Source organism: Dactylosporangium sp. NPDC050588 (genome assembly GCF_040654975.1).
In the GTDB taxonomy this organism is placed as follows: domain Bacteria; phylum Actinomycetota; class Actinomycetes; order Mycobacteriales; family Micromonosporaceae; genus Dactylosporangium; species Dactylosporangium maewongense.
The window spans coordinates 1-18965 of the sequence record NZ_JBFAJA010000117.1; the positions used below are offsets into that span (position 1 = coordinate 1).

The 18965-nt window shown below is 73.3% G+C and carries 16 protein-coding genes; 5 read left to right on the forward strand and 11 right to left on the reverse strand.

What is annotated here, in order from left to right; translation table 11 throughout:
- Window positions 1–91: 91 nt before the first annotated feature.
- The 4 genes from AB0I21_RS50870 to AB0I21_RS50885 all read right to left on the reverse strand — a co-directional run bounded on the left by AB0I21_RS50870 (window position 92) and on the right by AB0I21_RS50885 (window position 3723).
- Window positions 92–1066: a hypothetical protein gene (locus AB0I21_RS50870; protein WP_360572244.1), complete on the reverse strand. Its 975-nt coding sequence runs from the start codon at window positions 1064–1066 to the stop codon at window positions 92–94.
- Window positions 1063–1878 (reverse strand): hypothetical protein, encoded by an 816-nt coding sequence (locus tag AB0I21_RS50875; RefSeq protein WP_360572246.1) that lies wholly within the window; start codon window positions 1876–1878, stop codon window positions 1063–1065. Before AB0I21_RS50875 ends, AB0I21_RS50870 begins: the two co-directional genes overlap by 4 nt.
- Window positions 1871–2362, reverse strand: a complete 492-nt coding sequence (locus tag AB0I21_RS50880) for a SigE family RNA polymerase sigma factor (protein ID WP_344501888.1) — start codon at window positions 2360–2362, stop codon at window positions 1871–1873. The genes AB0I21_RS50875 and AB0I21_RS50880 overlap by 8 nt, the downstream gene beginning before the upstream one ends.
- A 95-nt stretch (window positions 2363–2457) precedes the next feature.
- The gene (locus AB0I21_RS50885) at window positions 2458–3723 is read right to left on the reverse strand and encodes a hypothetical protein (protein WP_360572248.1); all 1266 of its coding nucleotides are present in this window, start codon (window positions 3721–3723) and stop codon (window positions 2458–2460) included.
- 161 nt (window positions 3724–3884) lie between these two features.
- On the opposite strand from AB0I21_RS50885, the gene AB0I21_RS50890 reads away from it, so the two are divergent.
- On the forward strand, window positions 3885–6089 hold the full coding sequence (locus AB0I21_RS50890) for an Hsp70 family protein (RefSeq protein WP_360572250.1): 2205 nt from the start codon (window positions 3885–3887) through the stop codon (window positions 6087–6089).
- A 9-nt stretch (window positions 6090–6098) separates the two neighbouring features.
- On the opposite strand, the gene AB0I21_RS50895 is transcribed toward AB0I21_RS50890, so the two are convergent.
- From AB0I21_RS50895 to AB0I21_RS50915, 5 genes are all read right to left on the reverse strand, one after another.
- Window positions 6099–6893 carry a prenyltransferase/squalene oxidase repeat-containing protein gene (locus tag AB0I21_RS50895; protein WP_344501885.1) on the reverse strand — a complete coding sequence of 265 codons (795 nt, stop codon included), beginning with the start codon at window positions 6891–6893 and terminating at the stop codon, window positions 6099–6101.
- 42 nt (window positions 6894–6935) lie between these two features.
- Window positions 6936–8114 carry an adenylyltransferase/sulfurtransferase MoeZ gene (moeZ, locus tag AB0I21_RS50900; RefSeq protein ID WP_360572251.1) on the reverse strand — a complete coding sequence of 393 codons (1179 nt, stop codon included), beginning with the start codon at window positions 8112–8114 and terminating at the stop codon, window positions 6936–6938.
- A gap of 41 nt (window positions 8115–8155) precedes the next feature.
- Window positions 8156–8989: a DUF3152 domain-containing protein gene (locus AB0I21_RS50905; protein WP_360572253.1), complete on the reverse strand. Its 834-nt coding sequence runs from the start codon at window positions 8987–8989 to the stop codon at window positions 8156–8158.
- Window positions 8990–9152: 163 nt separating this feature from the next.
- Window positions 9153–10193: an alpha/beta hydrolase gene (locus AB0I21_RS50910; RefSeq protein WP_360572255.1), complete on the reverse strand. Its 1041-nt coding sequence runs from the start codon at window positions 10191–10193 to the stop codon at window positions 9153–9155.
- 70 nt (window positions 10194–10263) lie between these two features.
- Window positions 10264–12582 carry a hypothetical protein gene (locus AB0I21_RS50915; protein ID WP_360572257.1) on the reverse strand — a complete coding sequence of 773 codons (2319 nt, stop codon included), beginning with the start codon at window positions 12580–12582 and terminating at the stop codon, window positions 10264–10266.
- Between the two features lie 380 nt (window positions 12583–12962).
- Here AB0I21_RS50915 and AB0I21_RS50920 point away from each other — a divergent pair, with 380 nt between their 5' ends.
- On the forward strand, window positions 12963–13601 hold the full coding sequence (locus AB0I21_RS50920; protein WP_344501880.1) for a TetR/AcrR family transcriptional regulator: 639 nt from the start codon (window positions 12963–12965) through the stop codon (window positions 13599–13601).
- Window positions 13602–13676: 75 nt separating this feature from the next.
- Window positions 13677–13910 (forward strand): DUF3107 domain-containing protein, encoded by a 234-nt coding sequence (locus AB0I21_RS50925; RefSeq protein ID WP_360572259.1) that lies wholly within the window; start codon window positions 13677–13679, stop codon window positions 13908–13910.
- Window positions 13911–14035: 125 nt separating this feature from the next.
- Here AB0I21_RS50925 and AB0I21_RS50930 read toward each other — a convergent pair whose 3' ends face one another.
- Complete coding sequence (locus AB0I21_RS50930; protein WP_360572260.1) at window positions 14036–14683, reverse strand: ferritin-like fold-containing protein; 648 nt, start codon at window positions 14681–14683, stop codon at window positions 14036–14038.
- A gap of 287 nt (window positions 14684–14970) precedes the next feature.
- Between AB0I21_RS50930 and AB0I21_RS50935 the strand changes: the two genes are divergently transcribed.
- Complete coding sequence (locus AB0I21_RS50935) at window positions 14971–16689, forward strand: DEAD/DEAH box helicase (RefSeq protein ID WP_360572262.1); 1719 nt, start codon at window positions 14971–14973, stop codon at window positions 16687–16689.
- Between the two features lie 223 nt (window positions 16690–16912).
- Here AB0I21_RS50935 and AB0I21_RS50940 read toward each other — a convergent pair whose 3' ends face one another.
- Window positions 16913–17761 carry a hypothetical protein gene (locus AB0I21_RS50940; RefSeq protein WP_360572264.1) on the reverse strand — a complete coding sequence of 283 codons (849 nt, stop codon included), beginning with the start codon at window positions 17759–17761 and terminating at the stop codon, window positions 16913–16915.
- A 104-nt stretch (window positions 17762–17865) separates the two neighbouring features.
- Between AB0I21_RS50940 and AB0I21_RS50945 the strand changes: the two genes are divergently transcribed.
- The gene (locus tag AB0I21_RS50945) at window positions 17866–18807 is read left to right on the forward strand and encodes an NlpC/P60 family protein (RefSeq protein WP_360572266.1); all 942 of its coding nucleotides are present in this window, start codon (window positions 17866–17868) and stop codon (window positions 18805–18807) included.
- Window positions 18808–18965 lie beyond the last annotated feature (158 nt).

The following is an 18965-nucleotide window of genomic DNA, read 5'->3' on the forward strand; positions in this document are numbered from 1 at the left end:
CACTCGGTACGACAAACTCGCCGTCCGCTGGCAGGCAGTCCTCACCATCACCATCATCGGCGAGTGGCTCTGACCCGTTATGAAACGCGCCCTAGTCGGGCGGCACGGGACCGGCCGACCGGCGGAGCCGGCGCACCCGCAGCCGGTACCGGCCGATCAACCCGATCCAGGCGGCCACGACCGCCACCGCCAGTCCGGCCGCGAGCGGCGCGCTGCTGGCGGCGGCCACGCGCGCCTCGGCCCCGGACTCGGCCTCTGCCCCGGCCTCGGCCCAGGAGTCGGCCCAGGAGTCGGCCTCTGCCCCGGACTCGGACCCGGCTTCCGGCAGAGGTGGGGAAGAGGCCGGCGGCAGCAGCCCGCCGCCCGCCGGCTCCGCGAGGGCCGTCGGTGCCGATGCGAGTACAGAGGCGGGCGCCGGCGAGGGACCCGCGGAGGGCTGCCGCGACGCGCCGGGGGCGGTCGTGCGCCCAGGGGCCGGCGGCGCGGTGGTCGGCTGGTCCTCCGCCGGCAGTGCGCCGACGTGGAAGATCTGCTGGGAGCGGAGGGGGACGGTCTGGGTCTCGACCATCTTCCCCGTCTCCGGCGGCGGCACGATGCCCGCACTGATCATCGGCCAGTAGTACCCGACCGGCGTGTCCGCGCCGAAGTGGATCTCGTACTGGACGGTCGTCCGGCCGTTCACCGGAAGGGCGAAGCGTTCGGTGTAGGGGAAACGGAAGGTGACCTGGTCCGGCAGGACCTCGGGGGTGCCGGTCAGCCAGGCGCCCGTGACCGGGCTCCGCATCCTGGCGCTGATGTCCATGTCGGCCGGCATCGGGTCCAGGTAGATGGAGAACCCCAGCGAGGGCCACCACGTCAGCTCGTACGGCGTGGTCTGGGTGATCTCGATCGTCGGGGAGATCGTGGTGCCGGGCAGGATGACCTTCGGCAGCTTGCTCACCCGGACGACCGCGATGCCCGGCACGTACTGGTCGTCGGCCGCGGCCGGGCCGGCGACGGTGACGGCGGGCACGCCGGCGGCCAGGGCCGCGAGGAGCGCGATGAGCAGTCGGCGCGTTGCCGTCATGGTGTGACACTCCCGGAGGTCCGCCGACAGCTCGGCACCTTCTGCTGGTCGGTCAAGGTGTGGGTGGACGTGGTCCACAGCAACAGATTGCCGAGGTGCTCCATAGGCCACGCCATGTCGGGGGCGTCGGTGTAGGAGACCGGCAGCGACGAGGGAGGGTCGCCGGCGGCGTACACCACGAAGAACAGGTAACCGCAGGAGCTTGCGATCGGGTTCAGGTCGGGCTCGGGCAGGGGCAGCGTCGGACTGGTCGCCGTGAAGTACAGGTTGGTCAGGCGCGTGCGGACGTACTGCTGCTGCGCCGCGCTCCACTCGTAGGTGACCGAGTAGATCCGTATGCGGGCGTCCGGACACCGCTGGAAGTAGTTGTCCGGCGCGACGGACAGCGGGTCGCCGCCGATCACCTGGGGCTGGATCCCGCAGCGGGCAGGGGAGCCGGTCGTCGCCGTGGACGCGGTGCCGGACGGGCTGCCCGAACCGCCGGTGAGCGTGGGCGTCGGCGTGGGCGTCGACGTGGCGGTCGCCGCCGCGGTCGGGTTCGGCGCCGGGCCGGACGTGCTCGGGGCGGCGGTCGGCGGGGTGCGGGCCGGCTCCGGCCGTCCGGTCGGCCGCCAGAGGACGAACGCGACGAGCGCGGCGAGGGTCAGCGCGACGCCGGCGGCCACCGTACGGGAGAGCTGGCGGCGGTGGACGGTGCGGATCACGGCGTCGGCGCCGGGCGGCCTGGTCGCCGTGGAGGACGACTCGCGGAAGGCGGCGAACCGCTGGGCGAGGGGGTCACCGGGCAGCTGGTCGGGCAGGTCGTCAGGCATTCGACACCTCCCCGTCGCCGATGCCGAGCCGCGCCTGGAGGGCCGCCCGGCCCCGGGACAGCCACGACTTGACGGTGCCCTCGGCGACCCCGGTGAACTGCGCGATCTCGCGCACGGAGAACCCGGCGAGATAGTGCAGCACGACGGCCTGGCGATGGTTCGCCGTCAGGCCGGCGAGCGCCCGGACCAGGTCCTGGTCGGCGTCGCTCGGGTCGGGCACCGCCGGCGGCAGCAGGTCGCGGCGCCATTTCAGCAGGCGGCGGGCCCCTCGCCAGCGGCTGATCGCCAGATTCCAGGCGACCCGGCGCACCCAGCTGACCGGGTTGTCGTAGCGCGAGACGGCGGGCCATCGGGCGTACGCGCGGCAGAACGCCTCCTGCACCACGTCCTGCGCCTCGCCGTGGTCCCCGATGAACGCGTGGAGCTGCGCCGTCAGCGGCCCGAACGTCGCGGCGTAGAAGTCCGCGAAGTTGAGGTCGGTCACGATGGGCTCCGCGTTTGAGATGGGGGATGACATCATGCCGCCGCGGGGCCGGGGCGTGCTGACCCGGCCCGCGGCGGCGGACGGCTGAGGTGGGCTCAGACGAGGTGCTGCGGGGTCTTCGCGGTCAGTTTCGCCGGACCGGTCGCCGAGAGGTTCGTGATCACGTAGGCCGTCACGGTCCCGTCGGGGGTGACCGCCCACAGGTCGGGCACACCGTCGGCGTTCACGTCGGTGAGCTGCAGCTCGGACAGTTGCGCGCCCGGCAGCCAGGCGTCGGCCAGGCGGAACTGCGTGAAGGCGAGCGCCCCGGTCTCCTGGTCGTAGGTGACGCCCTGCCACAGGTACAGGACCCCGGTCGACTGGTTCCACAGCGCGACGGCGGTGCCGCTGGGCAGCAGCTTCGAGGCGAGGCGCCAGTGCTCCCAGTCGCTGCCGCCGGTCGGGGTCGCCGTCCCGAGCTGCGTGGGGAACGCGAAGTTGGCGGTGCCGTTCTGCGAGGCGTAGTACTGCAGCGTGTACCCGTTGGCCGGGCTGCCCACGATGCCCAGCAGGTCCGGGTAGGCGAAATGGTTGCCGCTGCCGTCGTAGGCGTTGACGAGCTGCAGCGGGTTGTCGTTGTTGATGTCGGCGAACATGCCCGCGGACAGCGTCGCCTCGTAGCCCCGGTCGGCGCGCAGCGGCTCACCACGGCCGAGGCCGTCGATGATCATGCCGCTGCCCGGGTTGATCCCGCCCGGGTAGTACACGAAGACGTCCTCGAACGGCCCGCCCCTGAACTTGCCGGTGAAGACCTGGGCGCCGGTGAAGGGGGTGCCGACACCGTTGCCGTTGACGCCGATGTCCACCGCCGGGGTGCGCACCTGACCGCGCAGCCCGCGCCCGGTGGCCTGCCACAGGCCGGGAGCGAGCCCCGGGGTGCCGCCGACGGCGAGCAGGTCCGGCTTGCCGTCGCTGTCGAGGTCCTGGTCGGCGGCCGCCGGTGGGAACGCCGCGTTGAAGATGGTGACGGTCGAGTCGCTGATCGAGCCGTCGGCGGCCACGGCGTAGACCGACAGGACGTTGACGGCCCGTTCGACCACCACCGAGGCGGTGGCCCGCCCGTTGGTCGCCGTGACGCGGCCACCCGGGCCACTGCCGAGCGAGAACACGAACTGGGTGACCGGCACGCTGCCGGCGGCCGTGCCGAACCGGAACCTGGCGGCGGCGCCGACCACCGGCGCGGTCGTGAGCGCCGTGACGGTCGGTGCCAGCACTCCCGCCGCGGACGCGGGCTCGGCGGCCAGGACGGCGCCGGCCACGGCGGGCGCCACCAGGGCCGCCGCCGCGGTGGCGGCCAGGCGACGCAGTCGATGCAGACTCATGGATTCCCCTCGTGATGTGCCCCACGGGGTGCGGAGCGCATCAGTCAGACGCGGGCATCGACGATCGGTTGCACCTTCGGCCGAACTATTTTCTGACCGGCGCCGGTTGACAGAACCGTTGAGAGGATCTCGCGATGGTGTGAGGTCCGTATATTGGCGCTGTGGACTCGCGAGGCTACCGGCTGGGCATCGACTTCGGCACCTCGAACACGGCGGCGGTGCTGGCCTGGCCCGACGGGCACGTGCGGCCGCTGCTCTTCGACGGTTCGCCGAGCCTGCCCTCGGCGGTGTACGCCGATCCGCAGTCGGGCCTGCTCGTCGGGCGCGACGCGGTGCACGCCGCCCGGGTCAGCCCCGAGCGCTTCGAGCCCAACCCGAAGCGGCGCATCGACGAGCCCGCCGTCCTGCTCGGCGACCACGAGGTGCCGACCGCCGACCTGTTCGCGGCCGTGCTCGCCCGCGTCGGCGGCGAGGCACGGCGGGTCGCCGGCGGCCCGATCGGCCAGGTCACCATCACCTGCCCCGCAGCCTGGGCGCACACCCGCCGCGGTGTGCTGCTCGCCGCCGCCGAACGCGCCGGCCTCGGCACCGTGACGCTCGTGCCGGAGCCGGTCGCCGCGGCCGAGGTGTTCCGCACCCTCGAAGGCACCGACGTGCGCCCCGGCACCGCGTTCGTCGTCTACGACCTGGGCGCCGGCACGTTCGACGCGTCCGTCGTCCGGCACGGCCCAGGCACGTTCGAGGTCCTCGCCGCGGAAGGGCTCAGCACCAGCGGCGGCCTCGACATCGACGCCGCGATCGTCGGCTACCTGGGCGCCAGCCAGTCCTCCCGCGACCCCGCCGCCTGGAGCCGGCTCGTGCACCCCACGACCAGCGCCGAACGCCGCGCCAACCGGCTGCTCTGGGACGACGTCCGGGCCGCCAAGGAGATGCTGTCGCGCACCTCCTCGACGATGATCCATATCCCGATGTACGACGAGGACGTCCCGCTCGGCCGTGACCAGTTCGAGCAGCTCGCCCGCCCGATCCTCGCCGCCACGGTCACCGCGACCCGGGCCGCCATCGCCGCCGCCGGGCTCACCCCGGCCGACATCGCCGGCGTCTTCCTCGTCGGTGGCGGCAGCCGGATCCCGCTCGTCGCGACGCTGCTGCACCAGGCCCTCGGCACCGCCCCGACCGCCGTCGAGCAGCCCGAGATGGTGGTGGCGCAGGGCAGTCTCGGCGCCCCGGCCCAGCCCGGCCCGGCCGGCCAGCCGGCCTCCGCCCCGGTCTCCGGTCCCGCCTTCCCGACCTCGTCCCCACCCGTCACGTTCCCGACCTCGTCCCCACCGGCGGCGTCCGCACCGGCCGCGTTTCAGGCACCGGCGGCGGCGTCCTCGCCGGCCGCGTTCCCGACGTCGTCCCCGCCGGCGCCGTCCGCCGGGTTCCCGACCTCGGCGCCGCCCGCGTCGTCTCCGGTCTCCGGTCCGGTGTCCGGCTCGGCCGCCGTGCCGGTGTCGGGAGCGCCGATGTCAGGGGTGCCGATGTCGGCGGTGCCGGTGTCGCCGGGGTTCGCCGCCGAGCCGACCTCCGGCCAACCGTCGTCGCAGTTCGGGCAGGACTCCGGGTACACCCCGCCGTCCGGCTACGCCGCCGCCCAGCCCGGGCCCGCGCAGCACTCGCCTGCCGCCCCGCAGCCCGGTCCGGCCCAGCACTCGCCGGTGGGCCCGCCGCCCGGCCGGGCCGCCGTGCCCGCCACCTACGGAACGCCCCCACCGCCGGCGCCGCAGACCCCGCCGCAGACCCCGCCGCAGGCCTCGCCGCGGACGCCGGCCCCGCCGCAGCAGGCACCCGCGGCGGCGCCGGGCGGGCAGCGCCGGACCGGGATGCTCGCCGCGGCCGCCGTGGTCGTGCTCCTGGTGGTCGGCCTCGGCATCTACGGCTTCACCAAGCTCGGCGGCGACGACAACGGTGGCAAGGGCGACCAGTCGGCGAGCCAGACCGAGACCTCCGGCGACGGCAGCGGTGGCGACGGCAGCGGTGGCGATGGCAGCGGCGGCGACGGCACCACCCAGGTCGACGCCGAGAAGGACGACAGCGACTGGAACACCAACGCCGAGGAGTACAACGGCAACGAGGGCAAGATCATCCGGTACAACTGCCCCAAGGGCGGCAAGGCCGGCAAGGTCTGGGGCAACGGCCCCTACACGACCGCCTCGTCCGTCTGCACCGCCGCCGTCCACGCCGGATACATCAACTTCGACGAGGGCGGCAAGGTCCTGATCCAGATCCGGCAGGGCTCGGACTCCTACGAGTCCAACACCCAGTACGAGGTCACGACCAGGACCTACGGCAAGTCCGATTGGGAGTTCACGATCGCGGGCTGAGCCACCGGCTCAGCGCAGCGCCCGGATCGCGGTCAGGGTGGTGTGCACGTTGAACTGCGCGCCGTCGTCGCTCTCCCAGCCGCCGTCGCTGCGCTGCGTCTCGCTGAGGCGCTTGCGGGCCGCGCTGAGCAGCCAGTCCTCCGGTGACATGCGGACCCGCCGCAGCGCCGCGTAGAGCGACGCCGTGTCGGCGGGGGTCATCTCCGGCACCCGGTCGGCGAGCGCCACCTGGATCTGCGCCGACTCGTAGAACCAGCCGAGGTGGAAGAGCACGGCGCAGCCGAGCCAGCCCGCGACCAGGAACGACGGCCAGCTGCCGTCGGGCCGCAGCGACGCCCGGAACGCCTCGGCGGCGCGGGCGACCCGGGTCGCGTGCTGGTCGTCGCCGTTGTTCGGGCCGCCGACCACCAGCCAGTAGGCGGCGTTGGTGGTCAGGTAGAGCTTCGCCTCGTCGTCGCCGGGCTGCGCCCACGGCGGAGCGATACCCGCCAGGGACGCGTCCTCTTCCCACATGCCGTCGGGCCGCTGGCTGCGGCCGAGCCACCCAAGGGCCCGGCGGGCCGCGGGGCGGTCGATGGCGCCGAGGTCGTCGAGCTCGCCGAGCCGGAAACAGGTGGCGTCCACGGACGCGACGTCGGCGCCCCACAGCGCCGGCCAGCCGCCGTCGGGCGACTGGCCGATCTCGGCCTGCTCCAGCACGTCGGCCGGTGGGGACTGGCCGGTGCGCAGCCAGGCAAGGCGGGCGCGATCGACGGCGTCGCCGTGTGCGACGACGTAGCCGATCGCGGCATCAAGGTCGACCATGGGCCGTACGCTACCGCCCGCCCGCTGCCCGCGCGTCGTGACCTAATACACCGGCAGTGACGGATCGACGGTCTTCACCCAGGAGACCACCCCGCCCTGCACGTGGACCGCGTCCTTGAAGCCCGCCGCCTTGACCGCGGCGAGCGCCTCCGCCGAGCGGACGCCGCTCTTGCAGTACAGGACGATCTGGCGGTCCTGCGGCAGATCGGCGAGGGCGGAGCCGTTGAGGATCTCGCCCTTCGGCACGAGCCGCGCCCCCGGCACCCGCACGATCTCCCACTCGGCCGGCTCGCGCACGTCGATCAGCTCGATCGGCTTGCCCGAGTCCTGCCAGTCCTTGAGCTCGGTGGCGGTGATCGTCGAGCCCTGCGTGGCGGCCTGCGCCTCGTCGGACACGGCGCCGCAGAAGTCGTCGTAGTCGATGAGCTCGGTGACCGTCGGGTTCTCACCGCAGATCGCGCAGCCCGGGTCCTTGCGGAGCCGGATCTTGCGGTAGGTCATCTCGAGCGCGTCGTACACCATGAGGCTGCCGAGCAGCGAGTCGCCGACGCCCGTCAGGAGCTTGATCGCCTCGGTGACCTGGATCGCGCCGATCGAGGCGCACAGCACGCCCAGGACGCCGCCCTCGGCGCAGGACGGGACCATCCCCGGCGGCGGGGGCTCCGGGTAGAGGCAGCGGTAGCACGGGCCGTGCTCGGCCCAGAAGACGGAAGCCTGGCCGTCGAACCGGTAGATCGAGCCCCAGATGTACGGCTTGCCGAGCAGCACCGCCGCGTCGTTGACCATGTACCGGGTGGCGAAGTTGTCCGTGCCGTCGACGATCAGGTCGTACTGCCGGAAGATGTCCATCACGTTGTCGTTGTCGAGGGCCTCGTTGTGCACCACGACGTTGACATACGGGTTGATCTCGAGCACCGAGTCGCGCGCCGACTCGGCCTTCGGCCGGCCGATGTCCGACTGGCCGTGGATGATCTGGCGCTGCAGGTTGGACTCGTCGACGGTGTCGAACTCGACGATGCCGAGCGTGCCGACCCCGGCCGCGGCGAGATACATCAGTGCCGGCGAGCCGAGACCGCCCGCGCCCACACAGAGCACGCGCGCGTTCTTCAGGCGCTTCTGCCCGGCGACACCCACGTCGGGGATGATCAGGTGCCGGGAGTAGCGACGGACCTCGTCAACGGAGAGGTCGGCGGCGGGCTCGACCAGTGGAGGCAACGACATGGTTCTCATTCTGCCGCGCCAGCACCGCAAACCCACGTGACCTACGGCACTTTGGCGCCGCTGTACCGCTGACCGTCGACGAACGGCCACGCGTTGGCGGCGCAGCCCTTCAGCCCGTACGTCTGCTGCTGCATCACCGGTGCCGGACGGCCGGGGCCGGGGCAGGCCTCGTGGCCGTTGCCGAGCTCGTGGCCGACCTCGTGGTTGATCACGTAGTGCTGGTAGTCCTCGACCGGCGCGCCGTAGTCCGGCACCCCGGTCAGCCAGCGGGCCAGGTTGATGACGACCTTCCCGGTGATCCGGCAGGAGCTGTACCCGGCGGTGTGCAACCCGGCGGTCGCGCAGATCTGCTCCGACGTGACCGGCGTGGCCAGGAAGATCGTGAAGTCGGCGGTGCCCTGGCCGGCGACCCGCTGCAGCCGCACCTGGCCGGCGGCGGGCCAGCCGCGCGGGTCGGCGAACACCCGCTCGACCGAGGCGGCGAACGCGTCCGCGTCCTGGCCGCTGCCGTTCTCCACCGCGACCCGGTACTTCCGCACCGTCCCCGCGCTGCCGGCGACCGGTCCGGCGCTGGTCGCGTACGCGAACGTGCCGGCGGCGCTGGACGGGCCGGCCTCCGGCGGCTGGCTCGCGGGGCGGCTCGGCGGGTCGAGCATCGGCGCCGGCCCGCGGGTCGCGGCGACCGTCACCGGCGCCTCCTTGTCGTCGCCGCCGAAGAACAGCAGGCGGCCCAGGCCGGCCGCGGCGATCAGGAACGCGGCGGCCATCACACCCGCGACGACGTAGCGCCGCCGCCGGCGGACCTGCTCACGCCGCCGGCGCTGCTCGGCCCGGACGACTTCACGGGCCTGCCGCGGGTCGCTCGGCAGCGGCACCGGCAGGCGGGATCCGCCGGAAGGGGGCGACTGGTCCTGGGAGCTGCCAGCAGGGCGTGCCAGGGCCCCGGAGCTGCCGGAAGGGTGGGACGGATCCCCGGAGCTGCCGGCATGGCGTGACAGGCCCCGGCGGTCGCTGCTCAGCCGGCTCGCCATCGATTGGTCAGCTTGCCATGCGCACCCGCGGCGCGCGCTGCCGCACCCCATCCCGCACCTGAGTTGCAACCTGCTGGGTGGCGGTCCGGCCGGCCTTGTCCTCCCGCAGCTCGTCGAGCATGCCGAACACGGCGCGCGCGACCGTGCGCGGCACCTCCATCTGCGCCACGTGGCCGACGCCCTCCAGCATCATCAGCCGGCTGTCCGGGATGAGGCGGGCGACCTGCGGCGCGGTGCGGATGTCGACGAGCCGGTCCTGCCGTCCGGCGATCACCAGCGTCGGCGCCTTGATCCTCGCGGCCATCTTCCACATGGAGCCCTCGCCCGGCAGGTACGCGCGCAGGAAGCTGCTCACCAGGCCGCGGAGGCTGCCCACGTACGCCTCGGCGTACCACGGCACCAGGTGCCGCCGCCGGGCCTCCTCGATCGCCTCCAGCCGCCGCTGCTCCGGGTAGCGGGTCGGGTCGGCGTAGCAGGACTCGATCACCATCGAGGCGAGGGCCTCCGGCTCCATCGACGACATCCGCCGGGCCGCCAGCTTCGCCGCGTTGGGCAGCAGGAGCAGCGGCACGATCGGCCCCTGCAGCGACCGGCGCGGGTCGAGGAACGGCATCGCCGGCGAGATCAGCGTCAGGCTGCGCACCAGGTCGGGGCGCAGCGCGGCGGCCACGACCACGGCCGCGCCGCCCATCGAGTTGCCGAACAGGTGGACCGGGCCGCGGTCGCTGTGCTCGACCCACCGGACGATGTGCGAGGCCATCGCCGCCAGCGAGTAGCTGCGGGCCGGGTCGCTGTACCCGAACCCGGGCAGGTCGATCGCCTGGCCGTCGAGCCGCCCGGCGAGCACGCCCGCCAGGTCGGTCCAGTTGGTCGAGGAACCGCCGAGGCCGTGCACGTAGACCGCCGGCTCGGCGCCCGGCGCGGTGGCCGGCGTGTCCCGCACGTATGCCTTCAGACCGTCGAGCTCCACCTCGCGCCCGGGCCACGTGTCCGGCAGCCGCTCAGGTGACGGGACGGTGAACTCCGGGACAAGGGCAGCTCTCTTCATGCTTACCAGTGTGCCCCAAGGGGTCTACGGCAGCCGTGCTTCCAAATTGCTTATCCGGCTGCCCGAAGGGCTATGGCAGCAGGGCCTCCAGGCGCCGGTTCACGGCCGCGAGTGTGGCGCGGACCACAGCCTGCCGCGGGTCGCCCGAGTTCACCGCGGAGCCCGTCAGCTGCTCGACCCAGCCGTCGTACAGCAGCAACAGCACGACGACGGCGACCTCGCAGCCGCCGAGCTGCACCACCGCGGCGTGCTCGATGTAACACCTGGCGCGGGACGTCGCGTCGACGTCGACCAGCAGCTGGTCCACGGCCGAGGCGGCGGCCGCCGCGGACAGCCGCAGGATGTAGCCGTCGACCGCCGGGCCGCTGGCGACCCCGACCGCCGGGTGACCGTCCGCGATCAGGCGCACCTCGACCACCGCGTCGACGCCCTGCGTGCTGACCTCGACCTGGTCGATGATCACCCGCGGCGACACGATGGTGCTGGACTGCGGCACCAGCGCCGGGGGCGCGTCCCGGTTCACCGGGACCGGCGCGTGCTCTCCCGGCGTTTTCGGCGCCTGTACAGGCTGCTGCAGGCCGGACGCGACGAGACCCGGCGGCTGCGGCGGCCGGCGCGGCTCGTCGACCTCGGCGTTCGGCGCCTCCGCACGGAACTGCTGCGGGAGCGCCTCGACCTCGGGGCGGGGGGCCTCGGCCGGGCGGCGCACGCCGCTGACCGGGCGCCGCCGGCGGGCCTCGCGGCCGTAGCCGGGCAGGGCGCTGTGCGGCGCGTTGCCCCGGATCGCCGGGCGGCCCAAGGGTGCGGCGGACTCCGGCGGGTTGGGCTCGGCGGCCAGACCCATCCGCTCGTTGAGCAGGCGCGCGACGGCCCGGCTGACCCGGCCCGGATCGGCCTCGTCGAGCAGCTCGAGCCGGAGCGTGTGCAGGCCGTCCGCGTTCTTGCGCAGCGTCGCCTCGCGTACACCGGAGACACCCTGCACGGCGCGGAGGACCGCCGGGATGTCGAACCCGTCGGGGCGGTCGTCCAGGCTGGGCTCGTCGTCCTCGTCCTCGCGCTCCTCGCGCAGGAACGTGGCGATCCTCGCCAGCTCCGCACCGCCGGCCGGGGTGGCCTCCGCCACGAGGGGCTCGACCTCGACCTCCGGCACCTGCGGCACGTCAGGGTGCGACGGGACGCGCTGCGGCAGCTCGGGGCCGTTGCCCCAGTCCGCGTCGGCGATCCCGGCGGGCTCCTGGGCGGCGTACGGCGGCTCCGACGCGAACGCCGGCATCGTCGGCTCCGCCGCGGACAGGGGCGTGGCGTTGCCGAGCAGCTCGGGCGGCAGGGGGCCGACGAGCGGGTCGTCCTCCGGCATCCGCTGCGTGGGCAGCGGCGGCACCGGGTGCAGCGCCGGCAGCGGTACCGGGTGCAGGGCGGGCTGCGGCACCGGGTGCAGCGCCGGCGCCGGGACCACCGGCTCCTGCGACGGCGCGGCCCAGTCGAACTCCGGGCCGGGCTGCTCGTACGCCTGGAAGCCGTTCGGGGGTGGCGGCTGCTGCTGCGGATACTCCTGCGACGGGTACTGCTGCTGGGGGTACTGCTGCTGCGGGTACTGCTGGCCCTGGTACGGGTACTGCTCCCGCCGATCCTGGCCCTGGTACTGCTCCTGTGCCTGGTAAGGCTCCTGGTGGCCGCCGGCCTGCGGGTCGAGGTGGGCCGTGCCGTTGGCGGCGGGCGTCTCCTGGTGGAACGCGCCGTTGTGCGGTCGGTTGTCCCTGGTCTCGTAGCCCCAGGCCTGGTCCGGATAGGCGGCGGGCCGGTCCGGGTAGGCACTGGCCTGATCCGGATAGGCGGCGGCCTGTTCCGGGCGGGCCGGGGTTTGGTCCGGGTAGGCGGCGGCCTGGTCCTGGTAGGCGGGAGCCTGGTCCTGGTAGGCGGCGCTCTGGTCCGGATAGGCGGGGGCTTGGTCCGGGTAGGCGGGGGTTTGGTTCGGGTAGGAGCCATACGGCGGCATGCCGTTGTCGCCGTGCACCCGGGCGCGGGGGTCGACCGGGCCGGGCAGGCCGCTGAGCCGGTCCAGGGCCGACGGTGCCGCGCCATAGCCGCCGGACGTCGGCGCGGGCGGCGGACCGTAGCCCCCGGAGGTCGGCCGGACCGCTTCCTCGCGCGCGTCGGCGACCGGGGCGGCGCCGTAGACGGTGCCGGAGCTGACGGCGGGCAGCGGGCCGGTGTGCCCGGTCTCGTGCGGCGGCTGGGCCTGCGCCGGCGACCCGGAGGCGGGGAGCGACCCGCTGGTCTCCGGCTGGCCGACGGAGCTCGGCCAGCCCTGGCCGTCGGGTCCGTAGTGCCCGTAGTGCAGCGACGTGGTGGGGTGCACCGGCGGCGGGGCGGACACCGGGGGGCTCATCGGGGCGAGCATGTCGGAGTAGGAGCCGCGGACCTCGGCGCGGCCACGCGGGCCGCCGCCATTGATCGAACCGCTGATCGAACCGCTGATCGAACCGTTGACCGACGCGCGCCCAGCGATGGCTCCTGTTGCCGGCTCACGCCATGCGGAGACGATCGCCTCGAGCGCGTCATCGCTCGGCGTCGACCCGTCACCATGGGTGCCGTCCGATGACCTGTGCGGATCCGTGTGTCCTCCTCCGCGATATGCGCCTGACCCTTGTGGGCTTCCGGCTTGCCCCGTTTCGTCCACCGCGCGCTCCTCCGTCGCCCCTAGGTGAGGCTACCGTGTGGGCGGAAAGGGGGTAAGTTGCAATCCCGACCCAAATCCGGATGGTGAACATGACCTCGGCGATGAGCGGCACCCAGGCGGCCGGACGGCCGGTGCGGCTGCCCCGGTCGGCCCGCCGCAAGCAACTGCTCGCCGCGGCGCAGCAGGTTTTCGTGGCGCAGGGTTACCACGCCGCCGCGATGGACGACATCGCCGAGCGGGCGGGTGTCTCCAAGCCCGTGCTCTACCAGCACTTCCCCGGCAAGCTCGAGCTCTATCTGGCGCTGCTCGACACGCACTGCGACGCGATGGTCTCGCGGATGCGCGCCGCGATGGAGGCGACCACCGACAACAAGGAGCGGGTCCGCGGCGCCATCCAGGCGTATTTCGACTTCATCGACCACGAGAGCGAGGCCTTCCGCCTCGTCTTCGAGTCGGACCTGCGCAACGACCCCGCGGTCCGCGAGCGGGTCGACCGGGTGGAGAGCGGCTGCATCGCCGCGATCACCGACACGATCATGGCCGACACCGACCTGAGCCAGGAGCGCGCCGAGCTGCTCGCGTCGGGGCTCGTCGGCGCCGCCGAGGTCGCGGCCCGGTTCTGGGTCGCCGGTGGCCGCCAGGTCGCGAAGCCCGAAGCGGAGGCGCTGCTGACCGCGCTGTCGTGGCGCGGCATCGCGAGCTTCCCCCTGCACGGCGAACACGCCTGATCGCGTTAGTCTTCAACCACACTGGGTGTGCGCGCCGAGGCACGGACGCGCCGCAGCCCGATCAAGGAGGAAGACGTGGAGGTCAAGATCGGCGTGCAGTATGCGCCTCGGGAGTTGGTGCTGGAGAGCAACCAGTCACCCGCCGAGGTCGAAGCTGCGGTCACCGACGCGATCGACGGTGGCGACAAGGGTGTGCTTTCTCTCGTCGACGACAAGGGCCGCCGGGTGATCGTCCCGGTCGGCAAGATCGCCTACGTGGAGATCGCCGAGTCGTCGCCGCGGCCGGTTGGGTTCTCTTCCGCGCGTTGACAGATAGCGCTCAGGCCCTGCCCCGTACGGGTGACAGGGCCTGGGCGTCGTCAGCCGTCGTGATCCGAGCTGTTCGATCCCTCGGTTGTTGAGCCTTCAGCTGTTGAGCCTTCAGCTGTTGGGCCTTAGTTGTTGAGCCCGACGGCGCCCATGCGGGCGGTGTGCGCCGAGGTCAGGCGCCTGAGCAGGGCCTGGAAGTCGGTGCCGCCGATGGCCAGCAGCTCGGCGAGCGACGGCCGCTCGGCCGCGACCCGCAGCGCCTGCGAGATGCCCTCGCCGACCAGGCGGCGTGCCCACATCGACAGCCGGTTGGCCACCTTCGGGTCGGCGGCGATCGCGGCCCGCAGCTCGTCGGCGGCGAAGTCGGCGTGCCGGGAGTCGTGCAGGACGTCCAGGATCAGGTCCTGGTCGGGGCCGGCGAGCACCGCCGCGACCTCGCGGGTGAAGTCGTCCGCGATGCCGTCGCCGACGTACGCCTTGGCCAGCCCCTCCAGCCAGTCGGCCGGCTCGGTCTGCTGGTGGTACTCCGACACCGCCTGCACGTAGGGCCGCATGGCGTCCTCGGTGTCGGCGCCGAGCTCAGCCAGGCGGTCGGACAGCCGGCGGTAGTTGGTGATCTCGCGGGCGGCCATCTCGCTGAGCACCGCCCGGCGGCGGAGGTCGGGCGCGAGCCGCGCGTCGGCCGCCATCCGGTCGAACGCGACCAGCTCGCCGAAGGCCAGCATGCCCAGCAGGTCGACCACAGCCGTGGCGGGCGGAGTGAGATCGGACACGACGGCACACTACATCGCCGGATCACCGGGCGCGCCCCGATGCCGGGCCGAAGCCCGGCCGAAGCCCGACCGAAGCCCGGCCGAAGCCCGACCGAAGCCGCAGGGCGGAACCGCTCGCAAGCCGGTACAATGACTCCGATAGCCGTGGACGGACCCTAGTCCTGGCGCCCGGCGCTTGTAGCCCGCGACCTTGATCATTTCGGTCGCGTGTGGCCCGCGCCCTACCCATTTGAGCGCACCCAGCTTCACCAGGGGCGCTCCCGCGAGAGAGACACCCTGAGCACAACATGACGATCGACAACACTGAGGCCGCCGAAGCAGTGGCCCCGCGCGCACCCGTGCGCCCAGACGCACCCACGTTCGCCGATCTGGGGGCGCGGCCGGAGACCGTGGCCGCCCTCGAAGCCGTCGGCATCATCCACGCGTTCGCCATCCAGGAATACGCCGTGCCGATCGCGCTGCGCGGCACCGACCTCATCGGCCAGGCGCCGACCGGCACCGGCAAGACGCTCGGCTTCGGCGTCCCGCTGCTGGACCGGGTCACCGCCCCCACCGAGGGCGCCGACGGCCTGCCGCAGGCGCTCGTCGTGGTCCCGACCCGCGAGCTGGGCCTGCAGGTGGCCCGCGACATCGCCGCCGCCGGCAAGACCCGCGGCGTCCGCGTGCTTCCGCTGTATGGCGGCGTCGCCTACGAGCCGCAGGTCGACGCGCTGCAGAAGGGCGTCGAGATCGTCGTCGGCACCCCGGGCCGCCTGCTCGACCTGGCCAAGAGCAAGCACCTGCGGCTGCACGCCGTGCGGGCGCTCGTGCTCGACGAGGCCGACCGCATGCTCGACCTGGGCTTCCTCGACGACGTCGAGCGGATCCTGACCCTGCTGCCGGAGGACCGGCAGACGATGCTGTTCTCCGCCACGATGCCCGACCCGATCGTCACCCTCGCCCGGCGGTTCCTGCGCCACCCGATGACGATCCACGCGCACCACGACGCCAGCACCGGGCCGTCGCCGCTGACCAAGCAGTTCATCTACCGCACCCACCCGATGAACAAGATCGAGATCGTGGCGCGGGTCCTGCAGGCGGAAGACCGCGGCCTGACCATGATCTTCACGCGCACCAAGCGCGCCGCCGACCGCGTCGCCGAGGACCTGGACTTCCGCGGCTTCGCCGCCGCCGCCGTCCACGGCGACCTCGGCCAGGGCGCCCGCGAGCGCGCCCTGCGCGCCTTCCGCGCCGGCAAGATCGACGTGCTGGTCGCCACCGACGTCGCCGCCCGCGGCCTCGACGTCTCCGGCGTCACCCACGTCATCAACTACGACTGCCCCGAGGACCAGGACACCTACACCCACCGCATCGGCCGCACCGGCCGCGCGGGCGCGACGGGCGTCGCCGTGACGTTCGTCGACTGGGAGGACATGCCCCGCTGGCGGATCATCGACAAGACGCTGGGCATGGACCTGGCGGAGCCGCCGGAGACCTACCACACCTCGGCCCACCTGCTGACCGACATCGGCATCCCCGAGGGCATCACCGGCTCCCTGCCGACCGCGGACCGCAAGCGCGCCGGCCTCGCCGCCGAGCAGCTCGAGGACATCGAGGGCAAGCCCCGCGGCCGGGGCCGCACCCGTGGCCGTGGCCGCGGCGGCGACTCATCTAGCTCCGCCCCCGCCACGGACCCGACCGGCGAGCCCCGCCGTCCCCGCCGCCGCAGGCGGCGCGGCGAGGTCGACCCCGCCGAGCTGCCCCTCACCGACACCGCCGAGGCCACCGGCACCTCCGCGGACGCCGGCGAGCAGTCGGAGCCCCGTCCGGCCCGCACCCGCACCCGCCGCCGCCAGGTGGTCGAGGGCTCGGACACCGCGGACACCGGCCCCGTCGCCACCGCCGAGGCCACCGAGGACGGCGAGCCCCGCACCGCCCGCGCCCGCATCCGCCGCCGCCGTCGCGGCGGCCGCGGCAAGGGCGGCGAAGGCCCCGCCACCGAGGCCGGCGACAGCCCCGAGGCCTGACCCTTCCGGCCGTCCGCGGCCGACTCATCCCGACGATCCGAACAGCGCGGCAGGCTCCCGGCTTGCCGCGCTGTTCGCCGTCCTGACACCGGCACCGCCGCCGGCGTTGGCGCCTTCGCCGAGCATGGGCTGCCACCGCTCTCGCAGGTCCGGAAGGGGACCTCGAAGTTGCCGGCATTGATCAATGTTGGTGGGGTGGGGGTGGTGGAAGTCCGTGGGGTGGTCAGGGGACGGCGACGGTGAACTCGACGCGGTGGACCTGGCCGGCGCGCTGGAACTCGAAGTAGAGGCGGTAGCGGCCGCTGCTCGGGGCCGACAGCCAGAACTTCACCGCGCCGCCGACCAGTTCGGTCTCGGGGTGCACGTGCAGGTAGCCGAGGTCGCCGTCGCGGAGGACGACGAGGTGGCCGTACGTGCCGAGATAACGCTGCAGGTCGGTGACGGGGCTGCCCGAGGCCAGCACCCGCAGCGACAGCGGCTGGGTGGCGTTGACCGCCGGGGTGCCCTCCATCGTCACCGTCATCCCGGCGACCTCCGCGGTCCGGGCGGGCGCGGGAAGGGCCACCGGCTGGTAGTCGCCGGCGACGGTGGCGTCCACGGCGAGCGTGACCGGGACCTGGGCGCCGGTCGCGTCGAAGGCGACGAAGTCCGTGTAGATCCGCCAGATGCCCGGCGACGGCAGGGTCAGCGGGATCGACCAGGTGCCGTCGGGGGCCATCTCCGGGTGCAGGTGCTGAAACCCGGACAGGTCGTGCCGGGCCACCACCAGGTGCATGAGCTTCTCGTGGTTGACCGCGAAGCGGGTGACCGGTTTGCCGTCCGGGCCGAGGATCCGGAATGCGAACGGCTGGGTGGCGCCCGCGGCGAACGTCGTGGTCGTCGGCGACAGCGTGAAGCCGGCGGCGCTGAGCGACAGGCCGCCCAGGTCGCCCGAGGTCGCGCCGCCGTGGGAGTGCGAGGGGATGGCCGTCGGGGCGGGGGCGGCGGCCGGCGGTGATGCGGTGGACCTGGCGATCACGAAGCCAAGCAGCAGCGCCAACACGAGTCCACCCGCGACGACCGGCCCCTTCATGCCCAAGACCGTAGCGGCAGGCCGTCGCTACCACTCCACCGGGGGACTTTTAGTCACGTTTGTCCAAATCGTGGCGTTAGTGACACGTGGGGTCAATCGGCAAGATGTGGACCGCGGCCGCGGGCATGGTCGCTGCGTTGATCGTGCCCGGCATCGGGTTCGCCGACCCGGTCACCGACCGGCAGCGGCAGCTCGCCACCGCCTGGCAGGAGCTGGAAGGCGTCATCGAGCGGTTCAACGCCATACGCGACGACCTGCGCGCCACCGAGGCGCAGCTCGAGCGGGTGAACGCCCGCACCGGCCCGCTGCAGGCGAGCGTCGACGCCGCCCAGCGCGACGCGGACGAGCTCGCCGCCAGGCTCTACCGCAGCGGCGCCGTCACCAGCACGGCCGTGCTCGTCAGCGCGCCGTCGCCGGAGTCGTTCATGGACCAGCTGGCGACCCTGGACCACCTGCAGCGCCGGCGTACCGACGCGCTGCGCCGCCTGAAGGCCGACAAGGCCGCGCTCAAGAAGGAGCAGGCCGACCTCGGCGACCTCCAGGTCCGCCAGCGCACCCAGGAGCAGGAGCTGGGCCAGCGCAAGGCGACGATCGAGGCGCAGGTCCGGCGGCTCGGCGGAGCCCGGGCCGCACGCACCGCCAGGACGCCGTCCGGCGCGCTGCACGACGGCTACGTGCCGCGCTTCACCGACGACCCGGCCGGGCGCGCGGTCAGGTACGCCTACTCGCAGCTGGGCAAGGTGTACCGGTGGGGCGCCGACGGCCCGGACACGTTCGACTGCTCGGGCCTGACGATGGCCGCGTGGAAGGCGGCCGGCGTGGTCCTGCCGCACAACGCGGCGAGGCAGAAGAAGACCGTCACGCCGATCAGGCGCGAGGAGCTGCGCCCCGGCGATCTCGTCTTCTACTACAAGGACGTCAGCCACGTCGGCATGTACATCGGCGACGGCAGGGTGATCGAGGCGCCGCGCGAGGGCGAGCGGATCTCGATGCGGCTGCTCGACTACGCCCCGATCGTGGGCTACGGACGGCCGGACTACCGATAGAAGATCAGCGCATCGCCATCAAGCCAACACGATGCGCTGATCAACTCCACGCGGACCAGCTACGACGGGCCTGTTTGTGTCCTAACGGACGAGGCGTGCCAGTCGGCTTGGCGACAGCATCATCCTGACAGTGGACATCTACTGGCTGTCTCCCCCTG